14 protein-coding genes, 1 tRNA gene and 1 pseudogene are annotated in these 16,429 nt (G+C 66.0%); 10 read left to right on the top strand and 6 right to left on the bottom strand.

Annotated elements, in window-relative coordinates; all coding sequences use genetic code 11:
- Positions 1–66 precede the first annotated feature (66 nt).
- Positions 67–1,482 carry an FAD-binding oxidoreductase gene (locus CAL19_RS15130; RefSeq protein WP_026638820.1) on the top strand — a complete coding sequence of 472 codons (1,416 nt, stop codon included), beginning with the start codon at positions 67–69 and terminating at the stop codon, positions 1,480–1,482.
- A 422-nt stretch (positions 1,483–1,904) separates the two neighbouring features.
- On the opposite strand, the gene fahA is transcribed toward CAL19_RS15130, so the two are convergent.
- Together fahA and hmgA are read right to left on the bottom strand one after the other, a co-directional pair.
- Positions 1,905–3,218 carry a fumarylacetoacetase gene (gene fahA / locus CAL19_RS15125; RefSeq protein ID WP_094797257.1) on the bottom strand — a complete coding sequence of 438 codons (1,314 nt, stop codon included), beginning with the start codon at positions 3,216–3,218 and terminating at the stop codon, positions 1,905–1,907.
- An 8-nt stretch (positions 3,219–3,226) separates the two neighbouring features.
- A complete protein-coding gene (hmgA, locus tag CAL19_RS15120) occupies positions 3,227–4,525 on the bottom strand; it encodes a homogentisate 1,2-dioxygenase (protein WP_094797256.1) in 1,299 nt (432 codons plus the stop codon).
- Positions 4,526–4,688: 163 nt separating this feature from the next.
- Between hmgA and CAL19_RS15115 the strand changes: the two genes are divergently transcribed.
- Entirely contained in the window at positions 4,689–5,597 is a 909-nt protein-coding gene (locus tag CAL19_RS15115; protein ID WP_094797255.1) for a LysR family transcriptional regulator, read from the top strand.
- Positions 5,598–5,656: 59 nt separating this feature from the next.
- Here CAL19_RS15115 and CAL19_RS15110 read toward each other — a convergent pair whose 3' ends face one another.
- From CAL19_RS15110 to mutM, 4 genes are all read right to left on the bottom strand, one after another.
- On the bottom strand, positions 5,657–5,893 hold the full coding sequence (locus tag CAL19_RS15110; protein WP_026639536.1) for a DUF2783 domain-containing protein: 237 nt from the start codon (positions 5,891–5,893) through the stop codon (positions 5,657–5,659).
- A gap of 15 nt (positions 5,894–5,908) precedes the next feature.
- Positions 5,909–7,585 carry an FAD-dependent oxidoreductase gene (locus tag CAL19_RS15105; protein WP_094797254.1) on the bottom strand — a complete coding sequence of 559 codons (1,677 nt, stop codon included), beginning with the start codon at positions 7,583–7,585 and terminating at the stop codon, positions 5,909–5,911.
- 94 nt (positions 7,586–7,679) lie between these two features.
- Positions 7,680–8,633 (bottom strand): MBL fold metallo-hydrolase, encoded by a 954-nt coding sequence (locus tag CAL19_RS15100; protein ID WP_026639534.1) that lies wholly within the window; start codon positions 8,631–8,633, stop codon positions 7,680–7,682.
- 146 nt (positions 8,634–8,779) lie between these two features.
- Positions 8,780–9,607, bottom strand: coding sequence for a bifunctional DNA-formamidopyrimidine glycosylase/DNA-(apurinic or apyrimidinic site) lyase (gene mutM / locus CAL19_RS15095; protein WP_094797253.1), 828 nt, complete (start codon positions 9,605–9,607; stop codon positions 8,780–8,782).
- Here mutM and CAL19_RS15090 point away from each other — a divergent pair.
- The 8 genes and pseudogenes from CAL19_RS15090 to CAL19_RS15055 all read left to right on the top strand — a co-directional run bounded on the left by CAL19_RS15090 (position 9,606) and on the right by CAL19_RS15055 (position 16,414).
- Positions 9,606–11,491: pseudogene (locus tag CAL19_RS15090) on the top strand (tetratricopeptide repeat protein). The gene mutM and the pseudogene CAL19_RS15090 sit on opposite strands and share 2 nt — an antisense overlap.
- 71 nt (positions 11,492–11,562) lie before the next feature.
- The gene (gene lolB / locus CAL19_RS15085) at positions 11,563–12,090 is read left to right on the top strand and encodes a lipoprotein insertase outer membrane protein LolB (protein WP_231494566.1); all 528 of its coding nucleotides are present in this window, start codon (positions 11,563–11,565) and stop codon (positions 12,088–12,090) included.
- Positions 12,091–12,099: 9 nt separating this feature from the next.
- On the top strand, positions 12,100–13,038 hold the full coding sequence (gene ispE, locus CAL19_RS15080; RefSeq protein ID WP_094797252.1) for a 4-(cytidine 5'-diphospho)-2-C-methyl-D-erythritol kinase: 939 nt from the start codon (positions 12,100–12,102) through the stop codon (positions 13,036–13,038).
- A gap of 1 nt (position 13,039) precedes the next feature.
- Positions 13,040–13,116: transfer RNA gene (locus tag CAL19_RS15075), tRNA-Gln, on the top strand.
- A 130-nt stretch (positions 13,117–13,246) separates the two neighbouring features.
- The gene (locus CAL19_RS15070) at positions 13,247–14,197 is read left to right on the top strand and encodes a ribose-phosphate pyrophosphokinase (protein ID WP_006227587.1); all 951 of its coding nucleotides are present in this window, start codon (positions 13,247–13,249) and stop codon (positions 14,195–14,197) included.
- A 138-nt stretch (positions 14,198–14,335) separates the two neighbouring features.
- Positions 14,336–14,947, top strand: a complete 612-nt coding sequence (locus CAL19_RS15065) for a 50S ribosomal protein L25/general stress protein Ctc (protein ID WP_094797251.1) — start codon at positions 14,336–14,338, stop codon at positions 14,945–14,947.
- Positions 14,948–15,050: 103 nt separating this feature from the next.
- Complete coding sequence (pth, locus tag CAL19_RS15060; protein WP_094797336.1) at positions 15,051–15,647, top strand: aminoacyl-tRNA hydrolase; 597 nt, start codon at positions 15,051–15,053, stop codon at positions 15,645–15,647.
- 8 nt (positions 15,648–15,655) lie between these two features.
- Positions 15,656–16,414 carry a CPBP family glutamic-type intramembrane protease gene (locus CAL19_RS15055; protein WP_094797335.1) on the top strand — a complete coding sequence of 253 codons (759 nt, stop codon included), beginning with the start codon at positions 15,656–15,658 and terminating at the stop codon, positions 16,412–16,414.
- Positions 16,415–16,429 lie beyond the last annotated feature (15 nt).

The following is a 16,429-nucleotide window of genomic DNA, read 5'->3' as shown; positions in this document are numbered from 1 at the left end:
GCCATACAATAGAAAGCCATTTCCTTGCAACCGGCGTGCCTGACGCATCCTTTACCGCTTGCGGCCATGAATCTACTGACTGAATTGCAGAATTTGCTGGGCCCGGCCCACGTGCTGACCGGTTCCGATGCCGATCCGTACCTGCAGGACTGGCGCCGTCGTTACCGTGGCAGCGCCCTGGCGGTGGTGCGGCCCGGCTCTGTGGGCGAGGTGGCCGGCGTGGTGCGCCTGTGCTTGCAGAACGGCACGCCGCTGGTGCCGCAGGGCGGCAATACCGGGCTGTGCGGCGGCGCCACGCCCGATGATTCCGGCCGGGCGGTGTTGTTGTCCACGGCCCGCCTGAACCGCGTGCGCGCCATTGACACCGAAAACGACACAATCACGGTCGAAGCCGGCTGCGTTCTTCAGGCGGTGCAACAGGCGGCGCGCGATGCCGGGCGGCTGTTTCCCCTGAGCCTGGCCGCCGAGGGCAGCTGCACCATAGGCGGCAACCTGGCCACGAACGCCGGCGGAACGCAGGTGCTGCGCTACGGAAATGCCCGCGAGCTGGCATTGGGCCTGGAGGTCGTCACGGCCGAAGGCGAAATCTGGAACGGCCTGCGGGGTCTGCGCAAAGACAACACCGGTTACGACTTGCGCGATCTGTACATCGGCAGCGAAGGTACGCTGGGCATCATCACCGCCGCCACCCTGAGGCTGTATCCCTTGCCGGTGGCGTCGTGCACGGCGCTGCTGGCGCTCGATTCCATCGATGCCGCGGTGGAACTCCTGTCGCGTGCGCGCACCGGCTTCGGGGCTTCCCTGACCGGTTTCGAGCTGATGGCCGGCGATTGCCTGCAATCGGTGGTGCGGCTGTTTCCACAGCAGCGCCTGCCGCTGGACGGCGCGTCGGCCGGGTCGCCCTGGTTTGCGCTGCTTGAACTGTCCGACAGCGAAAGCGAAGCGCACGCGCGCGAACGCTTCGAGGCCGTGCTGGGAGCCGCCATCGATGCCGGCCTGGTGACTGACGCAGCCATTGCCGCCAATGTGGCGCAAAGTCGCGCCATGTGGCACCTGCGCGAGAGCATTCCGCTGGCCGAGGCCGAACTGGGCAAGGGCGTCAAGCACGACGTGTCCATACCCATATCGTCCATCGCGGCGTTCGTGCACACTACCAACGCACTACTGCAGCAGCGCTTTCCCGGCGTGCGCAATGTCGTGTTCGGCCACCTGGGCGACGGCAACCTGCATTACAACGTGGCGCGCGGCCCGGGCCAGACCGAAGCAGACCTGCTGGCGTTGCAGCAGGGCATCTACGATATCGTGCATCGCAGCGTGCAGGAACACGGCGGGTCGATCAGCGCCGAGCACGGCATCGGGCAGCTCAAGCGCGACGAGCTGCCGCACTATAAAAGCGCGCTGGAACTCAGCCTGATGAAGCGCATCAAGCAGGCCCTGGATCCGCATGGACTGATGAACCCCGGCAAGGTCCTGCAGGCGTGACGCGGGCGGTGTCTGACACCCTACGGGAGTCAGACACCAACAGCTTGCAGCGTTGCGGTTAAGTCTTGGGTGTCTGACACCCTACGGGAGTCAGACACCAACAGTTTGCAGCGTTGGCGTTAAGTCTTAGGTGTCTGACACCCTACGGGAGTCAGACACCAACTGCCTGCAGCGTTGCGGTTAAGTCTTGGGTGTCTGCCACCCTACGGGGAGTCAGACACCAACAGCCTGCAGCGTTGCGGTTAAGTCTTAGGTGTCTGACACCCTATGGGAGTCAGACACCAACAGTTTGCAGCGTTGGCGTTAAGTCTTTGGTGTCTGACACCCTACGGGAGTCAGACACCAACACCCTGCAGCGTTGCCGTTAAGTCTTGGGTGTCTGACTCCCGTAGGGTGTCAGACACCGCCCGGCCAAGCGCGCCTTAGCGTGCCGGCAGCACGGTGCCGGATGCTTCGCCGAAGCCGATGCGGGGGTAGCCGGCTTTTTGGCAGTGCGCGCGCAAGATCACTTGGTCACCGTCCTGCAGGAAGGTGCGGGTTTCGCCCCAGGGCAGTTCGATGGGCGTCTTGCCGCCCTGGGTCAGCTCCAGCAGCGAACCGGCTTGGTCGGGCGCCGGGCCCGATAGCGTGCCGGTGCCCAGCAGATCGCCCGGCTGCAGGTTGCAGCCGTTGACGGTGTGGTGGGCGATCAGCTGCGCAATATTCCAGTAGGCGTCGCGGAAATTGCTGGCCGACAGGCGGGCGGGCGCATGCCCGGCCTGGCGCGAGGCTTCGGTGGCCAGAAACACTTCCAGCTCCACATCGTAGGCGCCGTGCGTGCGGTTGCGCTCTGAAGACAGGTAGGGCAGTGGCTGCGGCTCGCCTTCCTGGCGATTCCATGCAATGCGGAAAGGCTCCAGCGCTTCCATGGTGACGATCCAGGGCGAGATCGTCGATGCGAAGTTCTTGGCCAGGAACGGCCCCAGGGGCTGGTACTCCCAGCCCTGGATGTCGCGAGCCGACCAGTCGTTCAGCAGGCACAGCCCGAAGACGTGCTCGTCGGCCTGGTCCAGGGGGATGCGTTCGCCCTGCGCATTGCCCTTGCCCACGTAGACGCCGAGCTCGAGCTCGTAGTCCAGCCGCTGACAGGGGCCGAACTGGGGCGCCTGGCCGTCTGCCGATGGCCGGGTCTGTCCGACCGGGCGCGGAAAACGTTGCTCGACGCCGATGCTGGAAGCGCGGCCGTGGTAGCCGATGGGCACCCATTTGTAGTTGGGCAGCAGTGGGTTGTCGGGGCGGAACTGCCGGCCCACTGCCGTGGCATGGTGCAGCGAAATATAGAAATCGGTGTAGTCGCCAATGTGGGCAGGCGTGGTGTATTCGGCATCGGCCTGGGCGACCAGCAGGGGTTCCAGCTGGCCCTGCAGCGGGGACCCCGCGCGCAGGGCTCGCGACAAGGCCAGGCGCAGCGCGCTCCAGTGAGGCTGGCCCAGGGCCATCAGCGCGTTCAGGTTGCTGCCCGTGCAGGCCGCAAGCGCTTGCGCGGCCAACCCATCGTACGGGTTCTGCCGGGCCAGAGCCGCCAGGTCGAGCACGCGGTCGCCAATGGCCACGCCCGGCCGCCAGGCTTCTTGCGAGCCGCGCCGGCGATACACGGCGTAGGGCAGATTCTGCACCGGAAAACCGGAGTCAGCGTCATTGGCGCTGTCTACCCAGCTGGTGAGCGCGGTGTCGTGGGTTTCGTTCAAGGTCGTCATGGGATCGGTCAGCGTTCGGCGGGGTTGAAGTGTTTCTTCAGCCCCTGCCAGCATTGGTAATAGTCGTTCTGCAGTTGCGCGCTGCCCAGCGCCTGGGCGGTGGGGCGGATGACGCGGCGCGTTTCGAACATGAAGGCCATCGTATCGCGGATATAGTGCGGCTGGGTCGTGTCGGCAGCGGTGGCCTTTGCAAACGTATCGGCATCGGGCCCGTGGCCGCTCATGCAATTGTGCAGGCTCGCTCCGCCGGGCACGAAGCCTTCGGCTTTGGCATCGTACGCCCCGTGCACCAGGCCCATGAACTCGCTGGCCACATTGCGGTGGAACCAGGGCGGACGGAACGTATCCTCCATCGCCAGCACACGCGGCGGGAAGATGGCGAAATCCACATTGGCGGTGCCCGGCGTGTCGGAAGGCGCGGTCAGCACGGTAAAGATCGACGGGTCGGGATGATCGAAGCTGATCGAGCCTATGACGTTGAAGTGCCGCAGGTCGTACCGATACGGCGCGTGGGTGCCATGCCAGGCCACGACGTCCAGCGGCGAATGGCCGATGCGCGCGCGCCACAGGCCGCCGGTGAACTTGGCAATGAGTTCGAAATCCCCTTCCACATCTTCGTACCACGCCACCGGCGTCTGAAAATCGCGGGGGTTGGCCAGGCAATTCGAGCCGATGGGGCCGAGCTCCGGCAGCCGCAGGGCGGCGCCGAAATTCTCGAGCATGTAGCCGCGCGCCTGGCCGTCCGGCAATTCGACCCGCAGGCGCACGCCGCGGGGTATGACCGCGATCTGTTGCGGTTCGACCTCGACAATGCCCAGCTCCGTGGCCAGGCGCAGGCGGCCCTGTTCGGGCACGATCATCAATTCGCCGTCGGCGTTATAAAAAAAGCGACCCTGCATCGACCGGTTGGCCGCGTACAAGTGTATGCCGACGCCTGCCTGTTCGGCCGGGCCGCCGTTGCCGGCCCAGGTGCGTACGCCCTCGACGAAATCCGTGGGCGCGTCGGGCATGGGCAGCGGCCCCCAGCGCAGCTGGTTGGGCGTGACCGGGCCGCTGCCAAAGTCGCTGAGCCAGCCGGGCGCGCCCGTAAATGGCTCAAAGGGCAGGTGCTGTGCGGCGGGCCGGATGCGGTACAGCCAGGAGCGGCGGTTCTCGTTGCGCGGCGCGGTGAATGCCGTGCCGGAAAGCTGTTCGGCGTACAGGCCATAAGGGCAGCGCTGCGGCGAATTCCGGCCCGTCGGCAGCGCGCCTGGCAGCGCTTCGGTGGCCCAGTCATTGCCGAACCCCGATTGATATTGCAGGGACATGGGTTTCTCTCTCGGTTCGTTACGCGCGCCTGAGTGCGCGGGTAGCTCCGGGCGGGCGGCTTCAGTATTGTCAGCAAAAGAACGGGGGTTGGCTATGGGAATACAGAAATATCGACTATAAATTCCGTGAATATCCCCGCCACATCCCGTTATTCATTCACCTATGGCCGAGCTTCGCAATCTTGACCTGAACCTGCTCGTGGTATTCCAGTACTTGCTGGAAGAGCGCAATATTTCGGCGGTGGCCCGGCGCCTGGATCTGTCGCAGCCCGCGGTCAGCAACGCGCTGCGGCGGCTGCGCGCCGCCCTGGGCGACGATCTGTTCGTGCGTACGCCGCATGGCATGCAGCCCACGCCGCATGCCGAGCGGCTGGGCGGGCCGGTCAGCGAAGCGCTGGCGCTGTTGTCGCACACCCTTGAAGCCACGCACGAGTTCCGCCCTGCGCACAGCCAGCGACGTTTCCGCATCGCCATGTCGGACGTCGGCGAAATTCATTTCATGCCTAGGCTGATCGAACTCTGCGCCCGCCATGCGCCTGCCGTGCGCATCGACTCACTGCGCTTGCAAGGCGCGGACCTGCGTCGCGAAATGGATGCGGGCCGCGTCGACCTGGCCATCGGCGCGTTTGAAGGGTTGGGCAGCGGCATCATGCAGCGAATGTTGTTCCGCCAGGGGTACGCCACGCTGTTTCGCCGGGGCCACCCCAGCGCGCACGAAGGCATGAGCCTGAAGGCGTTTCGCACGGCTAGCCACCTGGTGGTGTCGCGCGCCGCGCCGTACGGCCAGGTGAACCAGGCGCTGGAAAAGGCCGGCGTGGCCCTGACGGCGAATTTCAGCGTGCCGCATTTCTCGGCGGTGCCCTACGTCGTCAGCACAACCGACCTGCTGGCGACGGTGCCTCACAAGCTTGCCGCCGGCGTGGCGCCTTATTTCCGGCTGGGCATGCTGACGCCGCCGGTGCGCGTGCCTGCGCTGCAGACCAACCTGTACTGGCACCGGCGATTTCATCGCGACAGCGGCAGCCAGTGGCTGCGCGCCCTGGTGCTGGATACGTTCGCCGAGACAGCCTGACCGCCGCCGTGGCGGCGTGAGCTGCCAGCCTTAGCCGGCTCATGCTGCGTGTGGGCGGCCTATGGGTTCCGCCTTGATGGCTCGGCGGGTGCGGCCGCGTCCGTCAATACCGAACGGCGCGCCCTTTCCAGGGCTTCGCTTATCACTTCCATATCGCCGATATGGTTGGCAAGCAGCAGGATCAGGGCCGCGTTGAGCTCGGCGCTTTGCGTATCGTCCAGGTCGCGGTGCGTGTCGATCAACGCCTCGTAGAACGCATCGGGCGAAGCCAGGTTGGGGTCGATGATCAAGGGCATGAGTCCGGGGTCCTTTCAGGCGTTGCCCAGCGCACGGGCCAGGGCTTGCGCCACGGCGGCCGCATCGAAGGCGCGCCAGCGGGCGGCCAGGTGCTGGTCGGGCCGCAGCAGGTAGCAGGTGCCCGGGCGCGCGTCGTAGCGCTGTACCAGATGGCCCTGGGTGTCGTGCGCCACACTGAACTGTGGCGGCGCATCCAGCGGCGCGCCGTCTCCCACCAATACGATGCGCACCGGCGCAGCACCGGCAGACAGCGCCTGCAAGGCGTCCAGGACGGCGGCTTCCGGTTGCAGGCCGCCACAGAATAACGCCAGTACAAAGCGCCCGTCCAGGTAAGACAGCCACCAGGCATCGCTGCCGTCGGCAGCCTGCACGGGCGCATCCAATGCCACGGCGCCCGGCGTCATGCGGCTTGCGTAGGTGTCGTCATCGGGCGTGTTCAGCGGCGTATCGGCATAGGCGGTGGGCAGCGACAGGCGTCCGCTGTTGACCAGGCCTCGCGCAAAAGGATGTTCGCGCGCGAGGTTCAGCACGGCGTTGCGAAAACTGCGGCTGGCCGCGCTCTTGGGCGTAATGAAATCTGTGGATCGCGTGGAGTTCAACAGGTTCTCATCGGCGGCCAGTTCGCGCTCGGCGGTGTACGTGTCGATAAGCGTTTCTGGCGCCAGGCCGTCGAGCACGGCCTGCAGCTTCCATGCCAGGTTCTCTGCATCCTGCACGCCGCTGTTGGCTCCGCGCGCCCCGAACGGGGACACGCGATGCGCGGCATCGCCTGCAAACAGCACGCGTCCGTGGCGGAACGTATCCATGCGTTCGCAGGCAAAGGTATACACGCTGACCCATTCCAGTTCGAACTGGGCGTCGGCGCCCAGCAGCGCGCGTATGCGCGGCAGCACATTGGCGGGCTTGACCGCTTCTGCGGGGTCGGCGTTCCAGCCGAGCTGGAAGTCGATGCGCCAGATATTGTCGGGCTGCATGTGCAGCAGAACCGACTGGTTGGGATGGAAGGGCGGATTGAACCAGAACCAGCGTTCGGCCGGAAAATCCGCCGTCATGCGTACGTCTGCGATCAGGAAGCGGTCTTTGAATACGCGCCCGTGGGCCTCCTGGCCCAGCATTTTGCGCACCGGCGAGCGGGCTCCGTCGCAGGCGATCAGCCATTGCGCCTGCAGGGTATAGGGGCCGTCGGGCGTCTCTACCTGCAAGTCCACCCCATCGGGCCGCTGTGCGATGCCCACGACCTTGTTCTTCCAGCGCAGGTCGATCAGGGGATGGTCGCGCGCCGCTTCATACAGATAGCCTTCGGCGTAATACTGCTGCAGGTTCACGAAAGCCGGGCGGCGATGGCCGGGCTCGGGCAGCAGGTCGAATCGCCAGACTTCCTGATCGCGGAAAAACACCCGCCCCACATGCCACGACACCCCTTTGGACGCGATGCGTTCACCCACGCCCAGGCGGTCCCAGATTTCCAGCGTGCGCTTGGCAAAGCATATAGCCCGCGAGCCTGTAGACAGGCGGCAGTCGTCGTCCAGCAGCACGACGGCAATGCCGCGCTGGGCCAGGTCTAGCGCGGCGGTCAGCCCCACCGGCCCGGCGCCCACCACGATCACGCGATGTGCGGCGGGCGGCTGGCGGGACTGGTCGGCATGTTTTTGATAGGGGAACTCCAGCGCCTGGTAATCAGTGTGTGTCACGCGTTGTCTCCTGGCGGCGGGCAGGGCCCGCCCTATGCGCCGTGGCGTCCTCTGGCGGGACGCTGGCGCAGCCGGCATGGCTGGGCGAAGGGCTTCAGCCTTCGAGCTGCTGCCACATCTCGCGGTCGCGCTTGTCCGTCCAGATGCGCGGATGATCGTGCCCGGTGGCCTCGTCGTAGGCGCGCGATACGTCAAACGGCATGCAATGGTCGAAGATCACCCAGTCGCTGTAGCGCGGCCGCATGAAGTCGTACACCTCGCGGTAGATCGTTTTCAGGTCTTTGCCATCAGCCACGCCGCGCAGCACTGCGGCGTACAGGTCCGTCAGGAAGGCGCGCGTGCCCGCCAGCCCCTGGCGCACTTCGGTGGCGTTCTTCAGGGCGGGGCCGCGGCCGGGAACCATTTTCTCGGCGTTGAACGTGGCCAGCGCGTCCAGCGTCGCGGGCCAGTCGCGGAAATAAGCGTCACCGCAATATGGCGTGGACTGGTATTCGACCAGATCGCCCGCAAACAGGATTTTCTGGTCGGGCAGCCAGGCGATGGTGTCGCCCTTGGTATGGCCGCGGCCCACTTGCAGCAGATGCACTTCCAGGTTGCCCAGGTTCACCGTCATGGCGCCCTGGAACGTCATCGTGGGCCATACCAGGCCGGGGGGAATGGATTCGACGTTGCGGAACAGGCGCGGAAAGCGGCCGATTTCGCTTGCCTTGTCCTGCTCGCCGCGCTCGGCGATCAAGTCGTACGTGTCGCGGCTGGCCAGGATTTCCTGGGCGTTATAGGCTGAAGCGCCGAATACGCGCACAGCATGGTAGTGCGACAGCAGGATGTATTTGATCGGCTTGTCGGTGACTTCACGGATGCGGCGGATCACATCCTGCGCCATGACAGGCGTAGCCTGGGTGTCAACCACCATGACGGCCTCGTCACCGATGATGACGCCCGTATTGGGATCGCCCTCGGCAGTGTAGGCATAGGCGTTGTCCGACAGTTTTTCAAAGGTCACGACCTTGTCGGCAAGGTCGCCTTGCGATGCGAATTGTTTGCTCACGGTGTCTCCTGGCGAGTGCATAGGGCAGGGGCGTGCCTGCCGGCGTCCATGGCGGCCACTATAGACCTTGATTCGTTTTTATGCAATTCGTTTGCTATAAACGAATATGCTTTGCGCAGGCGCACGCCGCGCAGGCGCGTGCAGGCCTAGCGGCGTTGGCAGGACGGACAGAAGTACGTGGCGCGCTGGCCTTGCACCACGCGCCGGATCGGCGTTGCGCACACACGGCAGGGCATGCCCGCCCGCTCGTATACGGCCGCGTGTATATCGAAATAGCTGCCCGGCTGGCCGGTCGCGCCCACATAATCGCGCAGCGTGCTGCCGCCCGAGGCAAGCGCGTCGGCCAAGGTGGCGCGGACCATATCCGCCAGGCGCGTGCAGCGCGCCAGCGACACGCGCCGCGCGGGGGTGCGCGGGTCGATGCCCGCACGGAACAGGCTTTCGGATGCGTAAATATTGCCTACCCCCACCACGGCGTCGCCCGCGAGCAGGGCCTGCTTGACGGCGATGTCGCGGCCGCGGAAATGGCTGTGCAGCCACGCGCCATCAAAACGTGGGTCGAAGGGTTCGATGCCCAGGCGCGCCAGCAAGGGGTGCGACGTAACCGGCCCCGCTTGGCCGCAATGCCACAGCACCGCACCGAAGCGGCGCGGATCGTGCAGGCGCAACACGGCGTGGTCGAAGATCCAGTCCACGTGGTCGTGTTTGCGCGGCGCCTCGTCCTGCGGCACGCTGCGCAGCGATCCAGACATGCCCAGGTGCACGATTTGCGTGCCGTGTTCGAAGCGCAGCAGCAAGTACTTGCCGCGGCGCGCGCATTCAAGCACGGTGCGCCCCGCCAGCAGGTCGGGCAGTTCGTCCGGAATGGGCCATCGCATGCGCGGCTCGCGCACCAGCAGGCGGCGCAGCGTCTTGCCCGTGATGACGGCATCGATGCCGCGGCGGGTGGTTTCTACTTCGGGGAGTTCCGGCATGAGCCAGTGTAAGATGATCGCAAGTGTATAGATGATTGTGCCACCAACCGGACAGGCCGCGTGAAGTCGTTGCTTAAACAAGTTCATCCCGTACTAGCCATGCTGGCGCTCGCGCTGGCGGGTTTGCAGTCTTTGCCGGCTCTGGCTGCCGACCGCGTTCCGGGCGACGCCACCGGACCGCGTCTGGTGCCCCCCTCGCGCACGCCCGAAACCCAGGTCATACGGCTGCGGCCCGGGCAGGCGCCGCTGGTTACCCTTACCGCCGACGTCTTCTACCGCATACTGGCTTCCGAAATCGCCGCGCAGCGCGGCATGTACAGCACGGCGGCGTCCACACTGGTGAACCTGGCGCGCGAAACCGGCGATGCGCGGCTGGCGCGCCGCGCTCTCGAATTCCAGCTGGCGGGCGGCAACCTGGCTGGCGCACTCGATGCCGCGCGCGAATGGTCCCGGCTGGCGCCGGCCGATGTCGAGGCTTCGTCCACCGAACTGGCGCTGGCCGCGGCCAATGGCGAGACGACCGGCCTGGCCGCTGCGCTGCGTGCGCGCATCGATGCAGCGTCCGACAAGCCGGCCGCCATTGCCCAGGCCCTGGGCGTGCTGGGCCGCCTGAACGACCGCAGACTGGCCCTGCGCATTCTGGACGAGGCGCTCAGCCCCGCCGTGCGCAAGCTGCCCGAAGCCCACCTGGCGCTGGCCGACGTGGCGCAGGCCGCGGGCGACGACCGCCGGGCCGCCGACGAAGCGCGCGCCGCCCTGGCGGCCGATCCGCGTTCCGAGGCCGCCGCGCAGCGCGTGCTCGAATACGGCGCGCGCGTCGACCCAACGCGCGCCGAAATCGAGGCCCGTGCGTTCCTGCTCAAGTATCCCGATTCACGCAAACTGCAGTTGTCATTGGCCGCGCTGATGGCCGACCAGGGCAACTACGATGGTGCGCTGGCCGAACTGCAAGCCATGGCGCGCCGCTCGCCCGAAGACTTCGACCTGTTGTTCATGCAGGCGCAACTGGCTTACAAGGCCGGGCGCAAAGACCAGGCCCGGCATCTGTTGCAGCAGTACCTGGACGTGCAGAACCAGCGCCAGGAGTCCATCGCCCCGGGCGCCAGCGACGCGGCGGCCGCCGAGGCCGACGCGCGCGTGCTGTTGTCGCGCATTGCCGAAGACCAGGGCAATTTCGACGAAGCCGTCGCCCAGTTGGGCCAGATCGACGATCCGGCGCTGCGCTATTCCGCGCAGATGCGCCAGGCCGGCTTGCGCGCCAAGCAAGGCCGCACTGACGAGGCGCTGGCAATGATCGACGCCGCCCAGCCGCAAGACGAGGACGATCAACTGCAGGGCCTGCTCACGCGCGCGCAGATCCTGCGCGATGGCGATCGGCTGGACCAGGCGGTGGCCACGCTCGAGGCCGCCAACCAGGCGCAGCCCGATACGGTCGAGATCAAGTACGAACTCGCCATGCTGTATGAACGCGTGGGCCGCTACGACGACCTTGAAACGCAGTTGCGCCAGGTTATCGCCATCGACCCCGAACATGCCCATGCCTACAACGCGTTGGGCTATACGTTGGCCGACCGCAATCAGCGCCTGCCCGAAGCGCTCGATCTCATCACGCAGGCGCTCGAGCTGCTGCCGGACGACCCCTTTATCCTGGACAGCATGGGCTGGGTCAAATTCCGCATGGGCGACCACCAGGCCGCGGTCGACTACCTGAGGCGCGCCTATGCGCAGCGCCCCGAACCCGATATTGCCGCGCACCTGGCTGAAGTGCTGTCCGCGCAAGGCAAGCGCGAACAGGCGCGCGAACTGCTGCACGAAGGCTACAGAAAAGACCCCAACAACCAGACCTTGCTCGATACCGCCAAGCGGCTGGGGGTGCCGCTGTGATGGCAGTCGCGCATCATGCCAAGCATGCGGGGGGCTGGCTGCGAGGCTGGCTTGCGGCCGGGCTGTGCGCGATGCTGGCGGCCTGCGCCAGCGTGCCGGACGGCCCCGCGGCCACGCGCGCCGACGCTTTCACGCGCGGCGGGCGTTTCGCCATCACCGTCACCGAAGCCACCGGCCAGCAGCAGGCAGTGCAGGGCGGCTTTACCTGGCGCGACGACGGCCAGCGTTACCAGCTCGATCTCACCAATCCGTTGGGTTCTACCGAAGCGCGCGTCGAAGGGCTGCCTGGCCATGCCACGCTGACCAAGGCCGACGGCACGGTGCTGCGCGCCGATACGCCCGACGCGCTGGCCGAAGAAGCGCTGGGCGGGCCGGTGCCGGTATCGGGCCTGCGCCACTGGCTGCGCGGCCAGGTAGCCGACAATGCGCAAGTGGCGGCGCTCGAGCGCGACGCCCAGGGGCGTCCGGCGTCTTTCGAGCAAGACGGCTGGCACGCCCGCCTGTCGCGCTACGACGCCCAAGGCCCGGGCCTGCTGGTCTTGCAGCGCGCCGAACCGGGGCGCCGCATTGTCGTGCGGCTGGCCATCAGCCAGCCCTGACCTTCCGTCATGCTGTACGACGTTCCGGCCCCGGCCAAGCTCAACCTGTTCCTGCACGTAGTCGGGCGCCGGCCCGATGGCTACCACCTGCTGCAGACGGTTTTCCGTTTTATTGGCCTGTACGACACGCTGCACTTCGACACGCGCGCCGACGGCCGCATCAGCCGCGCCGCCGACCTGCCGGGCGTGCCGCCCGAACAAGACCTTACCCTGCGCGCCGCGCGCGCCCTGCAGCAGGCCACCGGCACCCGCCTGGGCGCACAGATCGCGCTTGAAAAAGTCATTCCGCAAGGGGGCGGCCTGGGCGGCGGGTCCAGCGACGCCGCGTCCACCCTGATCGCCCTGAACCGCCTGTGGGGCACGGGGCTGACCCGGCGCGAGCTCATGGCGCTGGCGCTGCCGCTGGGCGCCGACGTGCCGGTGTTCGTTTTCGGCCAATCGGCCTTCGCCGAAGGCGTGGGCGAAGTGCTCACCGCCGTTACGCTGCCGCCCGCTGCCTATCTGGTAGCCCAGCCCGATGCCAGCGTACCGACGGCCAGTATTTTTTCGGCCCCCGATTTGACACGCGACACGCCTTCAGTCACAATAGCGGACTTTCTTGCTGAGCAAGATTTCAGCGCAGGTGGCAATGCTGCCGAAGCGGGGGGGCTTGCAAGGTTTTATGGCAAGAACGACTTGGAGCCGGTGGTCTTTCGGCGCTACCCTGAAGTACATGGGGCTGCGCAGTGGCTGTCGGGGCATGGTGTCCATGTCCGCATGTCAGGGTCTGGCGCGTGTTTGTTCGCGCAGTACCGTACAGAGCAACAAGCCGTTTTGGCGCAGCAGGAAATTACCGCTACAATGCGCGTCGCCGGTAAATCAATCGGCAACACGCAACCCGGGTTTCGGTTATTGCGGGCATGTCCCGGCCTGATCGAACATCCGTTGCGGAACTGGATCGCAAGATAGTTGGGGAGTCGCCAAGCTGGTTAAGGCACCGGATTTTGATTCCGGCATGCGAAGGTTCGAATCCTTCCTCCCCAGCCACCCAACAAAATAAAAAAGCTGTTGAACGCGCCCGTCAGACACTGGCCTAGGTTCAGCAGCTTTTTTTTATTGCCGGTTTTCCGGCATGCAGCACACGTCAGCGTCCTAATCGACCATCGCAGCTTCCATCATGGCAAACGACAGCTTCATGATCTTTACGGGTACGGCCAACACGCGCCTGGCCGTAGACGTAGTCAATCATCTCGACATGTCCCTCGGCAAAATGACGGTTGGCCGCTTCTCCGACGGAGAAGTCATGGTCGAAATCAACGAGAACGTGCGTGGCAAAGACGTCTTCGTGCTGCAGCCCACCTGTGCGCCCACCAATGACAACCTGATGGAAATCATGGTGATGGTCGATGCCCTGCGCCGCGCGTCCGCCGGCCGCATCACCGCCGCCATCCCGTATTTCGGCTATGCCCGCCAAGACCGCCGGCCGCGTTCGGCGCGCGTGGCCATCTCGGCCAAGGTGGTGGCCAACATGCTGCAGGTGGCCGGGGTCGATCGCGTGCTCACCATGGACCTGCACGCCGACCAGATCCAGGGCTTCTTCGATATTCCCGTCGACAACATCTACGCCGGCCCGATCCTGCTGGGCGACATCTGGCGCCGCAATTTCTCGAACCTGGTGGTGGTGTCGCCCGACATCGGCGGCGTGGTGCGCGCCCGCGCGCTGGCCAAGCAGCTTGAAGCCGACCTGGCCATCATCGACAAGCGCCGTCCGCGGGCCAATGTGTCCGAAGTCATGAACATCATCGGCGAAGTCGATGGCCGCACCTGCATCATCATGGACGACATGGTGGACACGGCGGGCACGCTATGCAAGGCGGCCCAGGCCCTGAAAGATCGCGGCGCCGGCGCGGTGTATGCCTACTGCACGCACCCCGTGCTGTCGGGCGGCGCCATCGACCGCATCGAAGCGTCCGAGCTCGACGAGCTCGTCGTCACCGATACCATTCCATTGTCCGAGCAAGGCCAGGCCAGCGGTAAAATCCGCCAGCTGTCGTGCGCGGCGCTGTTGGGCGAGACCATTCTGCGCATTTCCAACGCCGAATCGGTCAGCTCGCTGTTCGTCGACTGAGCCGGCCGACGCCAGCCCATATACCCGAATTTGCCTGCCTGCTGGTCGCGGCAGATGGGCAAACAACGCGGCGTGCATGTTGCGCGCCGTGCAACGTAACCGGCAACTTCACCGTTGCCAGATTGTTTGGAGTCATCCATGAAATTCAAAGCCACTGCGCGTAGCGTCCAGGGTTCGAGTGCGAGCCGCCGCCTGCGCCGCGCGGGCCGCGTTCCCGCCATTGTCTATGGTGGTACGGCTGCCCCGTCGAACATCGAACTCGACCACAACGAGATCTACCACGCCCTGCGCAAGGAAGAATTCCACGCCTCGATCCTGCAAATGGAACTCGACGGCAAGGACCACCCCGTGCTGCTGCGTGCGGTTCAATGGCACGCCTACAAGCCGCAAGTCATGCACGTGGACTTCCAGCGCGTGGACGCCAACCAGGCGCTGACCACCAAGGTTCCGCTGCACTTCATCAACGGCGAAAACTCGCCGGCCGTCAAGCTCAGCAGCGCGATCATCAGCCACGTGCTCACCGAGCTCGAAATCACCTGCCTGCCGGCCGCGCTGCCCCAGTTCATCGAAGTCGACCTGGGCAACCTGCTGGGCGGCGCTTCGGTGCACCTGGCCGACATCAAGCTGCCCAAGGGCGTCACGTACGTGCCGCAAGGCGCTGAAGTCAACCCCGTGTTGGCCACCGCGCTCGTCAAGGGCGGCGGTGCCGCCGCAGACGGCGAAGCCGCCGAGGAAACCCCGGCTGCCTGATCTTCGGCAACCGCTCGTACCGCGCGCCCGGCAACCCCGGGCGCCCGGCCAGAACCCTGCGTGTGCGCTTGCATGCGCGGGGTTTTTTGTGTAGTAAGCGATGATGTCTACTGCCATACGCCTGATCGTGGGCCTGGGCAACCCCGGGCCCGACTACGAAACCACCCGCCACAATGCCGGCTTCTGGCTCGCCGACCATGTGGCCGACGACCTGCGGGCAAGCTACACGCTTGAAAAAGGGTTCTTCGCCATGGTGGCCAAGGCCCGCCATGCGGGCGAAAGCGTGCTGCTGGCCAAGCCCATTACCTATATGAACCGATCCGGGCAAGCCGTGGGCGCTCTGGCGCGCTTCTACAAGCTGGCGCCCGAACAGGTGCTGGTGCTGCACGACGAGCTCGATCTGCTGCCCGGCCAGGTCAAGCTCAAGCAAGGCGGCGGCCATGCCGGTCACAATGGTCTCAAAGACATCCAGGCCGCCCTGGGCAGCCCCAATTTCTGGCGCGTACGCATCGGCATCGGCCATCCGCGCACGCTGGGCCTGGCGCAGCAGGTGGCCGATTTCGTGCTGCACCCGCCGCGGCGCGACGAACAGGCCGGCATCGATGACGTCATCCACCGTTGCCGGGCCATCGTGCCGGCCATGCTGGACGGCGATTTCGCGCTGGCCACCCGCCAACTGCACAGCGGCAACGGCGCTTGAGCCGCATCATGCGCTCGGCTACAGCCATGCCTGGCGGCAAACTGCGTTTTCGCGACGAGTTCGCCGACTTCTGGCGCTTCTTGCGTCGCCCCGATCTTGCGCGCCTGCCGGGCCGGAACGCCGGCAGCAGTCTTGCCAGCGACTGGCGCCCGGGCGTGCCCATATCGCGGCTGCTGGCATGGGCAGCCGTATTGTGGGGGCTGAACTTCTTCGCGCTGGGGCCCATCGCCGTGACGGCCGCCGGCGCGGCCGGCGCATCGCACCGGCTCGACCCGTCCGCCATTCCGTGGCTGACCGCCATATTGTGGGCGCCGCTGATCGAAGAAACGCTGTTTCGTTATGGTTTGCGCCGGCCGCTGCAAGCCCTGTGGGTGTGCCCGGCCATACTGCCGCCGCTGCTGTGGGGCGTGCACGGCTGGACCCTTGCCTGGGCCGCAGTCGTGCTGCTGGCGGCCAGCCGCCCTCTGGCGCGCGGACGCATCAGCCGCAAACGCTGGCGCATGGATTGGCGCCGGCAATACCGTATGCGTTTCGGCTGGGTGTATCACCTGTCATCGCTGGCATTCGCCAGCGTGCACTTGAACAACTTCATCCTGGCCGATACGGCCTACTGGATGTTGCCGCTGCTGGTGCTGCCCCAGTGGGCCACCGGGCTGGTGCTGGGCTGGATACGCGTGCGGCGCGGCTTTGGCGCGGCGGTAGCCCTGCACGGGGTCTTCAATGCGGGGCCCATGTTGCTTATCCTGCTGGTGCTGGGGGCGGGTTAAGGCGCGGGCAGCCAG

Source organism: Bordetella genomosp. 7 (genome assembly GCF_002261265.1).
Classification (GTDB): Bacteria; Pseudomonadota; Gammaproteobacteria; order Burkholderiales; family Burkholderiaceae_B; genus Bordetella_A.
Note: the sequence above shows the minus strand (reverse complement) of the source record. Positions and strands in the feature narration are given on the sequence as shown.